Consider the following 18,829-nt stretch of genomic DNA (forward strand, 5'->3'; position numbering starts at 1 on the left):
ATCAGGGCGCCATTGCCAGTGTGCTGATGCCGCCCTTGGCCACCACGGTCCCGGTGGCAATGCCGCCCGGTGCACCGCCTGGCGGCTCCAGCGTGACGGCCAGGATGGCCTCGTTGCTGAGCATGGGCATCAGCTGATCGGGAATCTGCGCGCGGCGTGCCCGCTGGTCGTCGAAGGTACCCATCGAATGCGCCTTGCCGTCCGGCGTGATCAGCCACAGCTCGGGCACCTTGTCGGCGGTGGCGGTGCGGTCCAGCGGCGTCACCGTGATGGTGTGCTTGTCGGCATCCATCAAGGCGACATAGCCCGGGCGGCCGTCTTCGGTGGCCAGCGTGGAGGTCATCGCGATACCGGTCGCCGGCGCGGTGGTGGTTGCAGGCGGCGTCACCGGTGTCTGTACCACCGGACCGGTGCCCGGCGGCGGCTGCACCGCTGCCGGCGGCGTGCGCAGGTTCAGCAGCGCCAGCACGCACACAGCGGCAGTGGCCAGGCCAGCGGCGCTTGACCAGCGCCAGAACCGCACGCTGTTCCACACCGCTGGCTTCGGCGTGCCTGCCGGCGGCGTTGCCGACGGCGCGGAGGCCACCGCATGCAACGGCGTATCGAAGCCCAGCGTCTGGCGGATGCGTGCCCAGACCTGGCCGGGCGGCGTCACTGCGGCGATCTCATCCAGCAACGGCGCCAGATGTTCCTGCCACTGCGTCACCGCCTGGGCGAACTGGCCGTCGGTGGCGACGCGTTGTTCGGCAGCCAGGCGCTGGTCGGCGCTGAGCAGGCCCAGCACGTATTCGCCGGCCAGCACGTCGCTCGGCGGTTCCTGGTCGATGGGAAAGGGCGTGCTCATCGTTCCAGACATGCCTTGAGTTTGGCCAGGCCGCGGCGGATCCAGCTTTTGACCGTGCCGATCGGTGTGTCGGTGCGCGCGGCAAGTTCTTCGTAGGTAATGCCATCGAAGAACGCGGTGCGGATCAATTCGCTGCGCGGCGGCTCCAGCTCGGCCAGGCAATGGTCGATACGGCGACGCGTGCTGGCGCGCTCGGTGCGCTCCAGCGGCGAGGCATCGCCGGCGCGCAGTTCGCCGGCATCGTCCAGCGCCACGTTGCGGCGTTGCGGTGCATTGGCGCGCAGATGGTCGATGGCCTTGTTGCGCGCAATCATCGCCAGCCAGGTGAGCCCGCGTGCACGGGCGGGATCGAACTGCCCGGCCTTGTGCCAGATCAGCGTGAACACGTCCTGCAGCACCTCTTCGGCTTCGGCACGTTGCGGGATCATGCGCAGGCAGACCCCGAACAGTTTCGGCGAGGTCTGCCGGTACAGCGCTTCGAAGGCATGCCGGTCGCCGCCCGCGGTTGCGGTCAGCAGTCGTCCGGTTTCATCGTCGTCGTGGCCAGGGATGGCACTCATGCGGTCGGGCGTTTTTTGAGGTGGGGGCGATGCTACCGGACTGTGCTGACGCTGTCCTTCACTTGCGCTGAAACCACAGCAGCACTGCTGCGAGCAGCAGCAGGATCTCGACGCCTGCCAATGCCACCGTGGGTGCGGAGACCGGCCACAGGCGCGCCAGCGAGACGCTGCGGAACAGCACGATCGGCACGTAGAACGCGAGTGCGACCAGCAGGCCGGTGCGCGGTTGATCGATCCAGGCGAAGTAGCCGAACAGGAACGCCATGCCCAGCTGCAGGCCGCCATAGATGACCAGGTATTCCGATTGGCCGGCCGGCGAGAGCTGGGTGTAACCCACGGCATTGGCGGTCTTGGCCGGCGAGAGCGTGCACCAGATCGCCAGGACGACGTAGAGCACTGCGTTGATCCAGAGGTAGGCCTTGGCCATGGCGATGGTCCTGTATGGGGAAGAAGTGACCGGGCCGTTGTACGCAACCGCGTGTGGTCGAACGTGAAGATGGCAGGTGTCTGGTTCACGGGGCGCTGCAGCTCTTGGCCAGCGGCTGCTCGCGTGCCTGACGCAGTTCATCGGCGCCGACGGCACGCGCAGCGGTGTCCGGAAAAACGATGCGTACGTGCGGATAGCGGCCACGCTCATCGCGCAGGTTGCCCACGCCACGGAACTGCAGCAGGCGCTTGTCGGCGATGGCATAACGCACTTCGAGCGAGGGCACGGCCGCGCCGTACCACGCATCCAGGCTCAAGCGAAATCGGCGCTCGCCGCCGGTATCGCCGATACGCTCGACACGGAACGCCAGCTGGCGTTGCAGGCTGGGCAGCACGAAGTCCACGCGTTGCGGCGCGCTGGCGAGCGCGTCCCAGTTGCTGCGCAGGTAGGCATCGAAGCCGGCATCGATCACGCGCGGGCCGTCGTCGGCCGGCAATGGCGTGCGCTGCTCGGCCTTGCCGGGCTCCTGCTGGAACATCTCGCGCACGCCGTTGCGTTGCCGCACGCCCTGGCGATAGCCATCGCGGCCGTCGATCAGGCTGAAGTCGGGCGAGCTGCCGCCGCCATCGACCTGCTTGCGCGCGAACGGGCGCCCATCCGGGCAGCGATACAGCACCACGCGCCCGCCATCGTCGAGCAGCCAGTGCGACTCGCGATAGCGCAGCGCGCCGCTGTCGCCATCGAAGGCATCGCCATCCACGCGGGTGACCGCAGCCGCACTCAGCGGCAGGCCGCCCAGCACCAGCAGCAACAACGGCGGAATCGGCCGGCAGACGGTGGCGAGCGCGGCAACGGCGGCGGCGAGTGGGCGCATCGGCGGATTCCTCGATGGGAGTGCCTACCAATACGAGCGCATCCGCAGCACGGATGCGCCGGACGCGTCAGGACGTTCCTGACAAACAGGGCGTCGTTGGCGGCCGGTGCCGCTGGTCAGGGATGGCGTCGCGGTGCGATGCGCGCAACGCTGGCCAGCGTTGCGTTTGACGCGGTATGCCGCCTCGCCAGCCGCTCAGCTGCCTGGGTGCAGCGCGATGCAGTCCACCGGGCAGGCCGGCAGGCACAGCTCGCAACCGGTGCACAGCGCGGCGATCACCGTATGCATGTGCTTGGCGCCGCCGACGATGGCGTCCACCGGGCAGGCCTGGATGCATTTGGTGCAGCCGATGCAATCGGCCTCCACGATCCAGGCCACCTGCGGCGGCGTGTGGCTGCCACGGCTGCGGTCGTATGGGCGTGCAGGACGCTGCAGCACGTGCGCCAACGCGCGTGCCCCGGCGTCGCCGCCGGGCGGGCAGTGATCGACATCGGCCTGGCCGTTGGCCATGGCTTGCGCATACGGGCGACAGCCGTCATAGCCGCACTGGCCGCACTGGGTCTGCGGCAGCAGGCGGTCGAGGCGTTCGACCAGATCGGGCGATGAGGCGGGCGTTGCGATGTGCATGTCAGTGCAGCAGGTTGCCGCGATACCAGCGCTGCTGCGCCAGCGCCAGCATCGGCTTGTCCTCGCGGCTGTCGCCGTAGGCGTGGACGCATTCGTAGTGCGACAGGTCGTAGCGCAGGCGGATCTGCGCGGCCTTGTGCGGGCCGCAATCGCCGTCTGCATAGCGCCCGCTCAGCACGCCGGCGTGGTGTTCCAGCTTGTTGCAGATCAACGACAGGTCATGTTGGGCGCACCACGGCTGCAGATACAGGTCCAGCGATGCCGACACCAGCACGACTTCATGCCCCTGTGCCTGGTGCCAGTCGATGCGTCGCATCATCTCGGCGCGCAACATCCCGGGCAATGCGTTGCGTGCATGGTCAGCCCCATGGGCGGCCATCTCATCCAGCGAGCGACCACTGAAGACCAGCCGCGTGACACGCGCACGCAATGCGTGTGCGGAGACCAGCCCGACCCGATAGCCGAACACCCACGGACCGGCCTGCCACTTCGCCGTCGCCAGCTGCGCAGGCGTCGCCACCTTGCGCAGGAAGCGCGCATAGCTATCGCAGGTGGTGATGGTGTGGTCGAAGTCAAACAGGGCCAGGTGCATGGGGGCGGGGATTGGGGAGTTGGGAGTGGGGATTGGTTGGAAGCGCAGTGTCTGTTCCTTCTCCCCCCGGGAGAAGGTGCCCCGCAGGGGGCGGATGAGCGGTCGGGCCAGGCACGCGTGTGAGGTCTTCCTCAACTATCAGCTGTAGCTTCTACGATTCCCGATTCCCGAATCTCCAATCCCGCCTCACCGCACCGGCATCCCCGGCTGCGCACCACCATCGGCGTCCAGCAGTGCCAGCGCGCCGCCGTCGAAGCCGGCCGACAGGATCATGCCTTCGCTGATGCCGAAGCGCATCTTGCGCGGGGCCAGGTTGGCGATGAACACCACGCTGCGGCCGACCAGCGCTTCCGGTTCGCCATAGCTGGCGCGGATGCCCGAGAAGATCTGGCGCTTGCCCAGTTCGCCGGCATCCAGTTCGAAGCGCAGCAGCTTGTCCGAGCCTTCCACGAATTCGCACACCAGCACCTTGCCGATGCGCAGGTCGAGCTTGGCGAAATCGTCGATGCCGATGAGGCTGGGAGTGGCGATCGGGGATTGGGGATTGGCAACAGCCGCCGGTTTCGTCTCGGCCTTGGACGGGGCAGGCTTGGCGGTAGTGACAGCGGGTGCCGCAGGTGCGGCCATGGTGTCTTTTGAAGCGTCGGTCATGGCGTCGATCAGTTTGGGGTCGATACGGGTGAACAGGGCGGTGTAGGGCTGGATCACGTGCGCGGTCAGCGGGCGGGCGACGTCTTCCCAGCTCGTCATCGGTGCCGACAGGAAGGCTTCGGCCTCGGCACAGGTGCGCGGCAGGATCGGCTTGAGCGCGGCCACCAGGATCCGGAACAGGTTCAGGCCCTGCGTGCACACCGATTGCAGTTGTGCATCGGCGCCGTCCTGCTTGGCGATCACCCATGGCTTGGTGTCGTCGATGTACTTGTTGGCCTCGTCGGCCAGCGCCATGGTCTGGCGGATCGCGCTGGCCGCGTCGTTGCGCTCGTAGGCCTCGCGGATCGGCGCCAGCGCGGCGACGAAGCGGTCGTACTGTGCCGGGTCGGGCAGGGCGTCGGCCAGCTTGCCGTCGAAGCGCTTGCCGATGAAGCCGGCGCAGCGGCTGGCCAGGTTGACGAACTTGCCGACCAGATCCGCATTCACCCGCGCGATGAAATCGCCCAGGTTGAGGTCCAGGTCGTCCACGCCGCCGGAGGATTTGGCCGCGAAGTAGTAGCGCAGCGCCTCCGGTTCCAGGCCCACGTCCAGGAAGGTCCGCGCCATCACGAAGGTGCCGCGCGACTTGGACATCTTGGCGCCGTCCACGGTGAGGTAGCCGTTGACGTGCAGCCGGGTCGGCGCGCGATGGCCGGTGCCGTGCAGCACCGCCGGCCAGAACAGGCCGTGGAAATTGACGATGTCCTTGCCGATGAAGTGATGCAGTTCGGTCTGCGTGCCGGCCACCAGATGCGCGTCGAAGTCTTCGCCCATCTGCGCGCACAGCGTCTTGAAGCTGCACAGGTAGCCGATCGGCGCGTCCAGCCACACGTAGAAATACTTGCCCGGCTGGCCGGGAATCTGGAAACCGAAATACGGCGCATCGCGCGAGATGTCCCAGGCGCGCAGGCCGCCTTCGGTGTCCAGCCATTCCTTGAGCTTGGCCTTGACCCCGGGCAGCGCCACATCGCCGGCCAGCCACTCGCGCAAAAATCCGTCGAAATGGCCCACTTCGAAGAAGAAATGCTCCGAGTCGCGCAGTTCGGGCGTGGCGCCGGAGATCACCGATTTGGGCTCCTTCAGCTCGGTCGGCGCGTAGGTGGCGCCGCAGACCTCGCAGTTGTCGCCGTACTGGTCGGCGCTGCCGCAGTTGGGACAGATGCCCTTGATGTAGCGATCCGGCAGGAACATGCCCTTGGCCGGGTCGTAGAACTGCGCCACCGAGCGACGGCTGATGTGACCGGCGGCCTCCAGCCTGGTGTAGAACGCCTCGGTGAGCACGCGATTGACCGGCGAATTGGTCGAATCGTAATGATCGAAGGTCACCCCGAACGCGGCGAAATCGCGCTCATGGCTGGCCTGGATGTTGGCGATGAAGGCTTCCGGGGTGACCCCGGCCTTTTCGGCAGCGAGCATGATCGGCGTGCCATGGGTGTCGTCGGCGCAGACGAACCAGGTCTTGTCGCCGCGCAGCCGGCGCGCGCGCACCCAGATGTCGGCCTGGATATAGCCGACCAGATGGCCAAGATGCAGCGGCCCGTTGGCGTAGGGCAGGGCGGTGGTGACGAGTGCGGTGCGGGTCATGGCAGGCGTAATGCGGGGGGACAGCCGATTATCGCATTAGTCGGGAGCCGGGTTTGGGGCTGGGAATCGGGAATCGGGATTGGGGAATCGGTCAAAGCAGGGTCATGCGGCCGTGTTGTCGAGGCGCGCAGGTGTTTGGCCGCGCATGTAGCGTCAGGATGGACACGCGCAAAAAAGGCGCCCTCACGGGCGCCTGCTCGTACCGATTCCCCAATCCCGATTCCCGACTACTCGCGAATCCAGGTCTGGGTCCGGCCCAATGCCTCGATGCCCACATAGCCGCGCATCTGCAGCTTCTTGCCGCCATCGGTCAGGGTGACCTTGGCCTTGTAGGTCTTGCCCTTGGCCGGGTCGAGCACCGAGCCGCCGCTCCACACCGCGGTGCCGTCGGGCTTGAGGCCCCACAGGATGGTCATGCCCTTGATCGGCTTGCCCTTGAGCGCGCCATCGCACTTGTCGCAGGTCGGGTTGGGCCCGTGGTTGGACTGCAGGATGTCGACCACCTTGCCGCTCAGCGTGCCGTTGCCGAGCTGTTCGATCTGCACCACCGACTTGGGCTTGCCGGTCTCGTCGTCGATGGTCTTCCAGCGGCCCACCGGCGAATCGGCGGCCTGGGCCAGCAGCGAGGCGGCGGCCAGCGGCAGGGCCAGCATCAGGGTCTTGAAGGTCTTGCGCATGTGTCCCCTCCCAGGGATTGCTATGGCCGCCGTCGGCGGCCTGACCGGAATGTATACCGTGGAGTATGGTGGCGGAAAGACGCGCTGCGGAATGCGTTCATTCGGCTACTGCAGGGTTACCTGCTTGCGGTTGTCCGCCGGCACGCGGTCGATCAGCTTGTTGTCCGGATCGAAGCCGGCTTCGACCGGCAGGCGGTCCACGGTCATGGTGAAACTGGGCGCGGCGCTGGTGACGTGCTGCCGTTGCAAGGCCAGTACCGGCGCCTGCGCGTCCTTGCCGGCCGGAGCGCCGTAGATCGCCACTTCGATCCAGTCGTCCAGCGGCACTGCATGCTCCTTGCCCTTGCCATCGGCCTGCAGCTTGGCCGCCTGCGTTTGCACGGTCACCTCGAAGCGGCCATCGGGGCGCTTGCGTGCCTGTGCGCTGACCACGCGGTTGTCGTAGAAGGTGATCTTCTCGAACAGGTCGGTGATCAGCCCTTGCTGGTCCGGGCGTGCTTCGGCGCGAATGGTCTGCAGCAGCTCGGCCGAGGTGGTGTAAGGCGGTTGTTGAAACGCCTTGGCCGCCAGAAAGCGCTGCAATGCGCGATTGAGCGCCTGCTCACCGATGTCCTCGCGCAGCCGATAGAACGCCAGCGAGCCCTTGCGGTAGTGGATGTATTGCTGATCCTCCACCCGATACAGCGGCAATTCCTCGATGGTTTCGCCACCACGGCCTTCCAGGTAGCGATCCAGCTCGTAGCGGAGGAAACGGCGCATATGCGCGCGTCCGTACTCGCGCTCCATCACCATCAACGCCGAATACTGCGCCAGCGATTCGGACAGCAGGGTGGCGCCCTGCACGTTCGCACCGATCACCTGGTGCGCCCACCACTGGTGCGCCACTTCGTGCGCGGTGACATAGAACACGTAGTCGATGTCGTTCTTGTCGCGCAGGTCGGCGATGAAGCCGATCGACTCGGAGTAGGGAATGGTATTGGCGAACGACTGCGCAAACCGCGCGTAGCCGGGGAACTCGATGATGCGCACCTGATGATGCTGATACGGGCTGAAGTTGGCTTCGTAATAGGCCAGCGATTTCTGTACGCTCTCGATCATGCGCTGCACGTTGTACGGGTGCTTGGGGTCGTAATAGATCTCGATCGGGATGTTCTTGTAGCGCGCCTTGCGCACTTCCCAGCGTGCCGACAGGTAGGCATAGAAGTTGAGCATGGGACGATCCATCACGTAGCGGAAGCAGCGCCTGCCATTGCGTTGGAATTCCTGCTGCAGATAGCCCGGCGCCAGCGCGATCTGGTCCGGCGCGGTGCAGACGGTGCTGGCAAAAGCGAGCCAGTCGGCATCGTTGCTGACGTAGGTGTTGGCGCGCGCGGCCTGGTCTTCGAGCTTGGGCATGCGGGTGGGCTCGCCCAGGCCGCGTTTGCGGCGCTCGTTGCGGTCGCTGATCTCGGTCTGCGTGTTGTAGCCGAACCAGGGCAGCAGGGTGGTGTTGAAGAAGCTGCCGTTGGCGACCAGTTCGGTCTGCGCCTGCTCGGCGGTGAGGCCATGCGGATGCTGGTCCACGCGGAAGCGGAATACGCGCTCCTGCCCGGGCTGCAGCGGTGTCTGCAGGCGGTAGATGCGATAGCCGGCCGGGATATCGTGCGTGGTCAGCGTCTGCCCGCCCAGATCCACCTTGACCAGGCTGCGGTCGCCGGTGCGGCCCTGCATGCCGATGTGCACTTCGCTGATCGGTGTGGGGTGGGTGTTGCGCACCGTCCAGGTGGCATCGACCACGACCGACTGGCTTTCCGGATGCAGGTCGACGTGGTTGTCGACGGCGACGATGCGCGGCTGCGGCAGATCCTTGTACTTGCGGTAATCGCGCTCGTAGCGTGCCTGCAGGTCCAGCTGTTGTTCCGGCGACAGGAAGCTGTTGTAGACGTTGGTGTTCCAGTACAGCCAGCCGCCGATCGCCGCGAAGCCGAGCAGGGTGATCGCCAGGGCCGCACCGGTCGGGCCGCGCAGGCGCCGTAACGCCAGCCGCACGCGCTGGCGCAGGCCAGGGCCCACGCCGCGCGGCCAGAACGCCGAGGACAGCAGGAGCAGCGCCAGCAGGAACACGCCCCAATAGCCCTGGAACAACAACTGGCCGGGCAGGAAGTGCCCGTAGCCGTTCATGTCCGAATACGGCGCGTTGGGCCAGCCGCCAAAGGTGTAGAGGTTCTGGGTGTAGTCGAGCATCGACAGCACCGATTGCCCGATCAACACCAGCATCAGCAGCGCATAGCCGACGAACTTGTTGTTGCTCAGCACCTGCAGCGCAAGCGCCATGCCGCCCATCAGCACGTAAAGCACCGAGCCCAGCGCCAGCGTCTTGAGATACAGCAGCGGCTCGATGCTGGTATAGCCACGGCCCAGCTGCAGCGCGATCGAGGTCAACGCACCGGCGGCCTGGAAGCTGGCGATCACCGCCAGCAAGGCGACGAACTTGCCGAGCAGCGGCACCCAATCGGGGACCGGCATTGCGTCGGTGATGCCGTCGATGCGGTTGCTGCGCTCCTTCCACACCAGCTCGCCGGCATAGAACAGCACCACGATGATCAGCAGAAAGCTGTAGCTGTTTTGCAGGGCCTCCAGCATCAACGAGGTCACCGGCAGCACGGCGGTGCCGTAATAGCGCGCGTTGAACAGCGCGGTCGGAATGAAGTTGGCCAGGCCCAGCATCAGCAGCACCACGAACGGTGCGCTGCGCAGCACGCCCAGCGTGTCGAAGCGGATCTGGCGCAGCAGTTGCCGCCATGCAGTGGCCGCGCCGAAGCGCGGGGTGACCGTCAGGCGTGTCGTGCTGACGTGCGCGCTGGCGGGAGGTGCATCAGCGGGCGCAACCGACGCCACCCCACGGCGCCGTCGCGTCCCGCTGCGCTCGGTACGGAACAGCGCGAACGTGGCGGCAAACAACACACCGCTCATACCCAGCCACACCGCGCGATTGGCGAGCAGGTAGCCGGTCAGCGGCGGTAGCTGGTGGTTGCGCTGCTCCACCGACCAGTAGCGCAGCGTCTGCGATAGCGCGCGAATGCCGAGCGGGTCGGCCAGCGTGGCAATCCACACATTGTCCAGGTCGGCCATCAGCGCACGGCTCACGCCGTACAGTACGAAGAACACGATCACGCCGATGTAGACCCACAGGATGCTGCGCGTGGTCACCGCCAGCACCGACAGCAGCGCGGTGGTGAACAGCAGGTTGGGCAGCACCAGCACCAGCAGCGACCACAGATAGGGCAGCACCGCGACCGGCCCGAGCCGCGCCTGATCGATCCACGGCATGAATTGCGCGGCGAACATGCCCAGCGCGATCACCACGTACATCAGCATGCCGGCGATCAGTGCAGCACCGATGCGGCCGAGCAGGTAGTCGCGCCGCCGTATCGGTGTGGAAAACACCAGCTCGGCAGTGCCCAGGTCGAAGTCGCGCAGCAGGGCATTGCTGACGAACAGGGTGATCACCAGCAGGCCGAGCAGGCTGAAAAGCCCCAGCAGCGTGGCGATCACCGTAGGCGCATTGCGCAGCACGTTGCCGATGCCGCCGCCGATCTGCACGGCATCGCTGGACAGCGCGGCAAACGCCAGCAACGCGTACAGCGCGGCCAGCAGCCACAGCAAGGGCGAGCGCAGTTGTTCGCGCAGCTCGAAGCGCAGGAACGCCATGATCATCGCCGCGCTCCGTCAGGCGGCCAGCGCTTGCTTGCGCAGGCGCTGGAAATAGACATCCTCAAGATCGGGAGCGACCTGTTCGAACCCCGGCTCCGGGCAGTCGGCACTGAACACGTGGATCACCGGGTGGCCGGCAATCAGGCGCGTGGACAGCACGGTGAGGCGCGCCTCGTAATCGGGCAATGCCTGCTTGCTGACCTGTTTGCGCCAGACCTGTTGATGCAGCATGTCGATCGCATCGGCGGGCCGCCCGCTCAGCAGCACCTGGCCCTTGTTCATGATGGCCATCGTCGGGCACAGGTCGGTGACGTCCTCGACGATGTGGGTGGACAGGATCACCACCACGTTTTCGCCGATTTCGGCCAGCAGATTGAGAAAGCGATTGCGCTCTTCCGGATCCAGCCCGGCGGTGGGCTCGTCGACGATGACCAGTTGCGGATTGCCCAGCAGTGCCTGCGCAATGCCGAAGCGTTGCCGCATGCCGCCGGAATAGGTGCCGAGCTTGCGCTTGCGCGCGTCCCACAGGTTGACCTGCTGCAATAGTCGCTCGACCACCTCCTTGCGTTGGCCGCGATCGGTGAGCCCCTTGAGCACGGCGAAGTGATCGAGCATGTCCAGCGCGCTCACTTTCGGGTACACGCCGAAATCCTGCGGCAAATAGCCCAGCCGGCGCCGCAATGCGTCCTTGTCGGCGAGTACGTCGATGCTGCTGCCATCGGCACCGGTCAGGCTGACGCTACCCGAGTCAGGTTCCTGCAGCGTGGCCAGCGTGCGCATCAAGGACGACTTGCCGGCGCCGTTTGGCCCCAGCAAGCCGAACATGCCGCGAGGGATGTCGAGCGTGACGCCTTGCAGCGCATGCACGCCATTGGCGTAGGTCTTGGACAGCGCACGGATCTGCAGCATGGACGGTTCCTGTGTCCTGGGTGGCTTGATCTTCACGGCGTTACTGCAGTGCCGCATCCGCCGAAAGTCACAGAGACGATCGACTACGCCTGTTGGACGCGACCGTAGGGCGGATGTGACCGAACCCGCAGGGCATGCTGCGCTCAACCCACTTCGTACAGCTCCAGCGGCAGGTCATCCGGGTCGGCGAAGAAGGTGAAGCGGCGGCCGGTGTACTCGTCGATGCGGATGTCTTCGGTGGCCACGCCGTGCGCAGTGAGATGCGCCACGGCCGCGTCCAGATCCTCGACGCGGAAGGCAAGATGGCGCAGGCCGCGTGCTTCCGGGCGGCTGGGGCGCAGCGGTGCGGCGGGAAACGAGAACAGCTCGATCTGGCCGCCATCGGGCAGTGCCAGGTCCAGCTTCCAGGAATCGCGCGCCTGCCGATAATGCTCATCGAGCACGCGCAAGCCCAGGATGTCGCAGTAGAACCGTTTGGACACCGCGTAGTCGCCAGCGATGATCGCCACATGGTGGATGCCGGCGAGCTTCATGCCGCGCTCCAACGCATTGACGTCGACCAGCCGGGCAGTGCCGGCACGCTCGGCGGCGCCTCGCATGCAGACGGCGGGCGCGTGCCCGCGATGCAGGACGCAGCAGCGTCATCGCATGCAAGGTGCTGCGGCATTGGCAGGGTTGTGGGCAAGCCCACAGCAAGCAGGCCGTGCGCAGATGTTTGCGGAGCTAGGTGGCGATGATGCGGCATGTCAGAAGACCAGCGGAAACCAATCGGCAGCATAACCGCCCGATAGTTAGCCGCGGGCCCTGGCATACGGCTGTGCTCGTCTGCGCACGCGTTGCAGGATGGCTGATCGACATCGTGCGGCAGCGATGCAATGCGCGTGACGCAGCGCTCCGCGCGTGCACATCGAGGACCACAGCACGGCTGATCCGCCAACGCCCCTGCACGGACATGTAGCGCCGCATGCGCGATTCCTGGCCGGGAATGCGGAAGCGCATCGTGGTGCTCTCCGCCGACATCCTCCGCTCCGCCGACATCCTCCGCGTGGCAGGCCGATCTCAGGGGTTTGCCGATGGGCTGCACTGTCGACGCAACCGATGCTGGACACCGATGTCGTACCGGTGCGCGTTTGCATGACGCCGCCGGGCATCGTCCTTCCATGCCAACCGAGTCTGCCCATGTCCATTCTTGCGTTCCAGCCGCAGCATCTCAAATCCATCCCCCAGGGCGTGCATGTGATCCGGCACACGGCCGGCACGCTGCCTGATCGCGACGCGATCGTCGCAGCTTTGCCGCGCACCGAGCAGGGCACGCCGCAGTTGCATTACGACACGCTGTGGATCGGCGGCGGCCACGGCGATGTCGACAACCAAGGCGCACCGATCCAGTTAAACGACTGCAAAGGTGTCGAAGAGGTCACGAGTTTCATCGAGGATCTGGTCACCATCGGCATCCGCACGCCGGCGCTGATCGTCGATAGCTGCTTTTCGCTGGCCTGGCTGCCGCAATTTGCTCCCCTGCTCACCGAGGACGGCATGTTTGCCGGCTGGTCGTGCATCTGCGGCGTCAATCGCCTCGAACTGCTGACATCGCACCGGTTGCCGGCGCTGGTGGAGCAGATCGAGATCAATATGCATACGGCAACGTCCAGCCAGGTGGTCTACATCGCACGTGACCGGTTGCTGATCCGCTATGCGCAGTTGACCGAGAGCGTGGGGGTTAAGGCCGGCGATCTCACCGATGCCCAGGCAACCCTCGTCCGCGTCGGCAAGGCGACCTGGCAGGACCGGCCGCTGATCGCCACCGACCAACGCATCGAGGACCGCGCCGGGTTCATCGAACGCCTGCACCAACTCTGACCGGCCCGACGCCGTCGCCCATCCGCGCATCCACCCAACACAAGAGGACTGTCTCCATGACCACCTATACCAACAACGGCACCGGCACGTTCAGCAGTACCAGCAGCACGATACGCAAGCATGTGCTCGACGACTACCTGGCGGCGAAGATCGCCAACCATGTCGGCATCCGCCGCAGCGAGGTCAACGACGCTACCGTGATCCAAGTCCCCGCCGACTACGCCAACAGCGAAGGCGTGATTGCGGGAATGGAACTGGTCAAGGGCCTGCGTGTGGACCTGCAGCGCGCCCAGACCCACGACGGTAACACCTACGCGACCTGGCAGGTGCAGTGGGGCACCGGCAGCGGCGGCAGAACCGGCGGTGCCTATGCCGGCGTGTTGATGCGGGTGGCGACCGACTTCACGTTCGCCGAGTTTCGCAACGCGATGAGCGAGAGCTTCGGCTACACACCGGGCGCCTATTGCCGGCTCGATCCCTGACCGGCACGGCGAACGTCCTGCCCTCGCGCTTCCTGCGCGAGATCTCGCGCGAACTGCTGCACGACGTGCGGCCGAAGGTGCAGGTCTCGCGCAGCGCCTCGCTGGGCGCGCCGCGCAGCCTGCGGCACGGCATGATCGAGGCGCCGGCGATCACGCTCGGCGCCAACGTGCAGCATCCCAAGGTCGGCGGCGTGGTCATCGACGACGAAGACAGCGGCGCGCATGCCCGCGTGCAGGTCCAGTTCGACCCGGCACGTTCAAAGGCGCGTCGCACATAGAAGGCCGGCGTGTGCCCGCGATGCAGAGCGCAGCAAGGTCATCGCATGCACCGCTGTGGCATTGGCAGGTTTGTGGGCAAACCGGCCGCGCGCAGATGTTTGCGCAGCTGGATGGCGATGATGCGGCATGCCGAGGGCCTGCGGAAACCAATCGGCAGCATCGCCGCCCGTCAGTCAGCGAAAGCTCATGGCTCACGGCTCGCCCGCACACGGCTGTGCCCGTCTGCCTGCACGTGGCAGGATGCAGCTTCCCCCCGATCAGATGTACCTATGCCCGAATCGTCGCCGACCGCCGCACCGCAATTCCAGCGCAGCATGCAGGTGCGCCATCTGGTGATGTTGTCGCTGGGTGGGGTCATCGGCACCGGGCTGTTCTTCAACACCGGCTACATCATCGCCAGCACCGGCGCGCTCGGCACGGTGATCGCCTATCTGATCGGCGCGCTGGTGGTGTATCTGGTGATGCAGTGCCTGGGCGAGCTGGCGGTGGCGATGCCGCAGACCGGGGCCTTCCATGTGTATGCCGCGCGTTATCTCGGCCCGGCCACCGGGTACGTGGTGGCGTGGTTGTACTGGCTCACCTGGACGGTGGCGCTGGGATCGAGCCTGACTGCGGCGGCGTTCTGCATGCAGTACTGGTTCCCGCACACGCCGGCATGGCCGTGGTGCCTGCTGTTCTGCGCGCTGATCTTCGGCCTGAACACGGTGTCGGCGCGCTGGTTTGCCGAAGGCGAATTCTGGTTCTCGCTGATCAAGGTGATCACGATCGTGCTGTTCATCGTGCTTGGCGGCGCGGCGGTGATCGGCGTGCTGCCGTTGGCCGATGGGTCGCCGGCACCCGGATTGCGCCACCTGCGCGCCGACGGCTGGTTTGCGCAAGGCACGCTGCCGATCCTGATGACGATGGTGGCGGTGAACTTCGCCTTTTCCGGCACCGAGTTGATCGGCGTGGCCGCTGGCGAAACCGCGCAGCCGGCGCGTGCGATTCCGCTGGCAATCCGTACCACGCTGGTGCGGCTGGTGGTGTTGTTCGTCGGCACCGTGCTGGTGCTGGCCGCGTTGCTGCCGGCCGAGCAGGCGGCGGTGGACACCAGCCCGTTCGTGCGCGCGTTCGAGTTGCTGGGCATCCCGTATGCGGCCGATGTGTTGAATGCGGTGATCCTGACGGCGATCCTGTCGGCGGCCAATTCCGGCCTGTATGCGGCCGCGCGCATGCTGTGGTCGCTGGCCAACGAAGGCACGCTGCCGGCGCGGCTCGCAGGCCTGACCCGGCGCGGCATCCCGTTGCCGGCCCTGGTACTGAGCATGCTGGGCGGCCTGTTGGCGCTGCTCACCGGCGTCTATGCGGCCGATACCGTGTTCGTGGCGATTTCGGCGGTGTCCGGCTTTGCGGTGGTGGTGGTGTGGTTGAGCATCTGCGCCTCGCACTATCGTTTCCGTCGCCAGTTGCTGCGCGACGGCATCGCGCCGGAGAGCCTGGCCTATCGCGCACCTTGGTATCCGTGGACGCCGCTGCTGGGCTTTGCACTCTGTCTGCTGGCCTGCATCGGCCTGGCATTCGATCCGCAGCAGCGCATTGCGTTGTGGTGCGGCATTCCATTCGTGGCGCTGTGCTACGGCGCCTACGCACTCACCCAATGGCTTGCGAGCAGGAGGCAACCCGCATGACGATTCTTCCACGCCAGCCGCGCGCCGGTGCGCCTTTCAGCCAGGCGCTGCAGCAGGACGGCTACGTGCTGCTCGATGGCGCGCTCGCCACCGAACTGGAGCAGCGCGGCTGCGATCTCAACGATGCGCTGTGGTCGGCGCGCGTGCTGATGGAGCAGCCGGAGCTGATCTATCAGGTGCATCGCGACTATTTCGCTGCCGGCGCGCAGTGCGCCATCACTGCCAGCTACCAGGCCACGCCGCTGGGCTTTGCCGCGCGCGGGCTGGACCTGGCGCAATCGCAGGCGCTGATCGCACGCAGCGTGGCCCTGGCGGCACAGGCGCGTGTCGATCATCTGCAGGCGCAACCACAGGACGCGCCGTTATGGGTGGCCGGGTCGGTCGGGCCGTATGGCGCCTACCTGGCCGATGGCTCGGAATACCGGGGCGACTACGCCCTGCCGCTGGCGCAACTGATGGACTTCCATCGCCCGCGCATCGCCGCGTTGGCCGAGGCGGGGGTGGATGTGCTGGCTTGCGAGACGCTGCCGTCGGCCAACGAGATCGTCGCGCTGCGCCTGCTGCTGGAGGAGTTCCCGCAGCTGCACGCGTGGTTCTCGTTCACCCTGCGCGATGCGGCGCATTTGAGCGATGGCACCGCGCTGGCGCAGGTCGTACCCGCGCTGGATGCGTGTGCGCAGGTGATCGCGGTGGGCATCAACTGCATTGCGCTGGAGCAGGTCACCGCCGCGTTGCAGACATTGTCCGCGCTGACGGCGCTGCCGCTGGTGGTGTACCCCAATTCCGGCGAGCACTACGATGCCGGCGCAAAACAGTGGCATGCCGGAAGCACGACCGCCTGCACCCTGGCCGACCAGCATGCGCAGTGGCTGGCGGCCGGTGCGCGGCTGATCGGCGGTTGCTGCCGCACCACACCGCGCGACATCGCCGCGCTGGCGCGTGCGCGGGTGGCGGGCTGAGCTGCCTCAGCCCTTCTGCGTGGCGATCCAGCGCTGGATCTTGTCCTGCAGGATATCCAGCGGCACCGAGCCGTCCTTGAGCACTTCGGTGTGGAAGGCGCGCACATCGAAGCGCGGGCCCAGTTCGCGTTGCGCCTGCTCGCGCAACTGCGCGATCTTCATCTCGCCGACCTTGTAGGCCAACGCCTGGCCGGGGATGGCCATGTAGCGGTCCACCTCGGCCTCGGCATCGGTCCGGGTCATGGCGGAGTTGTTGAGCATGTAGTCGATCGCCTGGGTGCGGGTCCAGCCCTTGCTGTGCAGCCCGGTGTCGGTGACCAGGCGAATCGCGCGCCACAACGCATTCTGCAGATAGCCGTAGTAGTTGTACGGGTCCTGATACAGGCCCAGTTCGCGGCCCAGCGATTCGGCATACAGCCCCCAGCCCTCGATATAGGCGGTCTCGCCGCCCAGGCGGCGGAACTTGGGCAGGTCGGTCAGCTGCTGCTGCAGCCCGAGCTGGAAATGGTGGCCGGGGATGGCCTCGTGCAGATACAGGCTCTCGGTCTCCCAGGTCCGGCGCGTGTCCAGGTCGGAGGTGTTGACGTAGAAAACGCCCGGTGTGCTGCCGTCGCCGCTGGGACGCATGTACGAGCCGCTGGCGGCCGACTGCGCACGCTGCGGTTCCACCACGCGCACTTCCAGCGCCGGCATGCCCTGCACATTGAACAGGCGCGGCACCGCGGCCTGCACGCGTCCCTGCAGGCCACGGTAGTAGCCCAACAGTTCGGTCTCGCTGCGGAACGCAAAGCGCCTGTCGGTCTGCATGAACTTGTAGAACTTGGGCAGGTTGCCGCGGAACCTGACCTGCTTGGCCAGCGTGGCGATCTCTGCCTGCAGGCGCGCGACCTCGTCCAGCCCGACCTGATGGATCTGCTCCGGGGTCAGCTCGGAGGTGGTGCTCTGGCGCACGTCGTAGGCGTACCAGGCCGCGCCATTGCGCAGCGCGGTCAGGCCGTCGGTGTCGCGGCAGGCCGGCAGGTACTCGGTGGCGATGAAGCCGCGCAGTGCCCGGTACGCCGGCATGATCCGCACTTCGATCAGTCGCTTGTACTCGGCGGTGATGCGCTGCTTGTCGGCCTCGGGCATGTCTGCCGGCAGGTTGCGCACCGGACCCCAGAACAGGCTGTCTTCGGCATTGCGCGCGATGATCGCGTCCAGCTGCGGCAGCACCTTCTGCATCAATACCTTCGGCTGCACCACGCCGGCCTGCATGCCGGCGCGCATGTTGGTGATGGCCTGGTCGAACAGGTCAGGGATGCCCACCGCGCGCCGCGACCAGTTGTCGTAGTCCTTGACCGTCTTGAACGGCTGCGCGCCGGTGCCCGAGCCCAGCACCACCGCGATGCTGGCGATGTTGTAGAACTGGTTGATCGGCAGCATCCAGCTGGGGAACTGCTCGGCCGCCAGTGCGCTACGCGCATCGCGCACGAAGATCTGGTAGCTCAGCAGGTCCTGCCCGCTCAGCCCGTCCGGCCCCAGCGCCTCGGCCTTGCCCAGCCACAGCACGGTGAAGTCGTGCGACTGCTGCCGGAACGCCGGCGACAGGAAGTTGGGCAACTGGTCGTTGTAGCGGGTCTCGCCCTGGAAGGTGGCCTGCAGCGGGTTGAGCTTGAGCGAGGCATCCCAGTACTGGTCGTAGAGCAAATTGAGCTGCTGCGCCTTGGTCAACACCACCGGTGCGGCCACGGCACGCGGCCTGGGCTTGGCGGCTTTGCCACCCTTGGCGGCCTTGGTGGTCTTGGCCGCCGGCTTGGCGGTCTTCTTGCCCTTGCTCGCCTTGGCGCGGGTTTGCGTGGTCTGTGCCTTGCCGGTTTTCTTCTTGGCCGCATCGGCGGGCGCTGCCACTGACAGGCTCAGCACGGCGGCCAGGGCCAGGGACAGCAGGCGGGAAAAGCTGAGGGGCATTACCGGCTCCGGGAACAAGCGAGCGGGGAGCTTGCCCGATCCGCACCGTTCCGGCCACCCATGCGGCACACGGGGCGCGCCTGGAATTCATGAAGCCCGCTGCGCACGCCTGCAGCACGCAGGCATGTTGCAGTGCGATAGGCTTGCGCACATGCCAA

Annotated in this window: 16 protein-coding genes and 1 pseudogene; 5 read left to right on the top strand and 12 right to left on the bottom strand. The window is 66.4% G+C overall.

All coding sequences use genetic code 11. From position 1 onward, the window contains the following. Window position 1: 1 nt before the first annotated feature. The 11 genes from KHN93_RS07110 to gloA2 all read right to left on the bottom strand — a co-directional run bounded on the left by KHN93_RS07110 (window position 2) and on the right by gloA2 (window position 12,010). A complete protein-coding gene (locus KHN93_RS07110; protein WP_039528313.1) occupies window positions 2-844 on the bottom strand; it encodes an anti-sigma factor in 843 nt (280 codons plus the stop codon). After that, window positions 841-1,404, bottom strand: a complete 564-nt coding sequence (locus KHN93_RS07115) for a sigma-70 family RNA polymerase sigma factor (protein ID WP_024940529.1) — start codon at window positions 1,402-1,404, stop codon at window positions 841-843. Before KHN93_RS07115 ends, KHN93_RS07110 begins: the two co-directional genes overlap by 4 nt. A gap of 58 nt (window positions 1,405-1,462) precedes the next feature. After that, window positions 1,463-1,831 (bottom strand): DUF4345 family protein, encoded by a 369-nt coding sequence (locus KHN93_RS07120; RefSeq protein WP_024940530.1) that lies wholly within the window; start codon window positions 1,829-1,831, stop codon window positions 1,463-1,465. Window positions 1,832-1,916: 85 nt separating this feature from the next. Continuing rightward, on the bottom strand, window positions 1,917-2,705 hold the full coding sequence (locus KHN93_RS07125) for a hypothetical protein (protein WP_104594851.1): 789 nt from the start codon (window positions 2,703-2,705) through the stop codon (window positions 1,917-1,919). Between the two features lie 195 nt (window positions 2,706-2,900). Further along, the gene (rnfB, locus tag KHN93_RS07130) at window positions 2,901-3,332 is read right to left on the bottom strand and encodes an Rnf electron transport complex subunit RnfB (RefSeq protein WP_104645388.1); all 432 of its coding nucleotides are present in this window, start codon (window positions 3,330-3,332) and stop codon (window positions 2,901-2,903) included. Between the two features lies 1 nt (window position 3,333). After that, window positions 3,334-3,924, bottom strand: a complete 591-nt coding sequence (locus KHN93_RS07135; protein ID WP_039528307.1) for an HAD family hydrolase — start codon at window positions 3,922-3,924, stop codon at window positions 3,334-3,336. Between the two features lie 186 nt (window positions 3,925-4,110). Beyond that, entirely contained in the window at window positions 4,111-6,198 is a 2,088-nt protein-coding gene (gene metG, locus KHN93_RS07140; protein ID WP_212579326.1) for a methionine--tRNA ligase, read from the bottom strand. A 227-nt stretch (window positions 6,199-6,425) separates the two neighbouring features. Next, window positions 6,426-6,875, bottom strand: a complete 450-nt coding sequence (locus KHN93_RS07145) for a DUF2147 domain-containing protein (RefSeq protein WP_016904108.1) — start codon at window positions 6,873-6,875, stop codon at window positions 6,426-6,428. 105 nt (window positions 6,876-6,980) lie between these two features. Next, a complete protein-coding gene (locus KHN93_RS07150; RefSeq protein WP_212579327.1) occupies window positions 6,981-10,571 on the bottom strand; it encodes an ABC transporter permease/M1 family aminopeptidase in 3,591 nt (1,196 codons plus the stop codon). Between the two features lie 12 nt (window positions 10,572-10,583). Further along, window positions 10,584-11,477, bottom strand: coding sequence for an ABC transporter ATP-binding protein (locus tag KHN93_RS07155; protein WP_212579328.1), 894 nt, complete (start codon window positions 11,475-11,477; stop codon window positions 10,584-10,586). Window positions 11,478-11,620: 143 nt separating this feature from the next. Next, entirely contained in the window at window positions 11,621-12,010 is a 390-nt protein-coding gene (gloA2, locus tag KHN93_RS07160) for an SMU1112c/YaeR family gloxylase I-like metalloprotein (protein ID WP_104561482.1), read from the bottom strand. Between the two features lie 646 nt (window positions 12,011-12,656). Here gloA2 and KHN93_RS07165 point away from each other — a divergent pair. The 5 genes and pseudogenes from KHN93_RS07165 to mmuM all read left to right on the top strand — a co-directional run bounded on the left by KHN93_RS07165 (window position 12,657) and on the right by mmuM (window position 16,724). After that, the gene (locus KHN93_RS07165; protein ID WP_104561585.1) at window positions 12,657-13,337 is read left to right on the top strand and encodes a hypothetical protein; all 681 of its coding nucleotides are present in this window, start codon (window positions 12,657-12,659) and stop codon (window positions 13,335-13,337) included. Window positions 13,338-13,393: 56 nt separating this feature from the next. Then, window positions 13,394-13,819: a hypothetical protein gene (locus KHN93_RS07170; RefSeq protein ID WP_212579329.1), complete on the top strand. Its 426-nt coding sequence runs from the start codon at window positions 13,394-13,396 to the stop codon at window positions 13,817-13,819. A gap of 17 nt (window positions 13,820-13,836) precedes the next feature. Next, window positions 13,837-14,097: pseudogene (gene uvrD, locus KHN93_RS07175) on the top strand (DNA helicase II); the annotation flags it as partial. Window positions 14,098-14,367: 270 nt separating this feature from the next. After that, window positions 14,368-15,765 carry an S-methylmethionine permease gene (gene mmuP, locus KHN93_RS07180; protein ID WP_102596375.1) on the top strand — a complete coding sequence of 466 codons (1,398 nt, stop codon included), beginning with the start codon at window positions 14,368-14,370 and terminating at the stop codon, window positions 15,763-15,765. Further along, the gene (gene mmuM / locus KHN93_RS07185) at window positions 15,762-16,724 is read left to right on the top strand and encodes a homocysteine S-methyltransferase (RefSeq protein ID WP_104570591.1); all 963 of its coding nucleotides are present in this window, start codon (window positions 15,762-15,764) and stop codon (window positions 16,722-16,724) included. Before mmuP ends, mmuM begins: the two co-directional genes overlap by 4 nt. Window positions 16,725-16,730: 6 nt before the next feature. On the opposite strand, the gene KHN93_RS07190 is transcribed toward mmuM, so the two are convergent. Then, window positions 16,731-18,671 carry a DUF885 domain-containing protein gene (locus tag KHN93_RS07190; protein ID WP_212579330.1) on the bottom strand — a complete coding sequence of 647 codons (1,941 nt, stop codon included), beginning with the start codon at window positions 18,669-18,671 and terminating at the stop codon, window positions 16,731-16,733. Window positions 18,672-18,829 lie beyond the last annotated feature (158 nt).

The sequence above is a fragment of the Xanthomonas arboricola pv. juglandis genome, from assembly GCF_905367715.1.
GTDB classification, from domain to species: domain Bacteria; phylum Pseudomonadota; class Gammaproteobacteria; order Xanthomonadales; family Xanthomonadaceae; genus Xanthomonas; species Xanthomonas arboricola.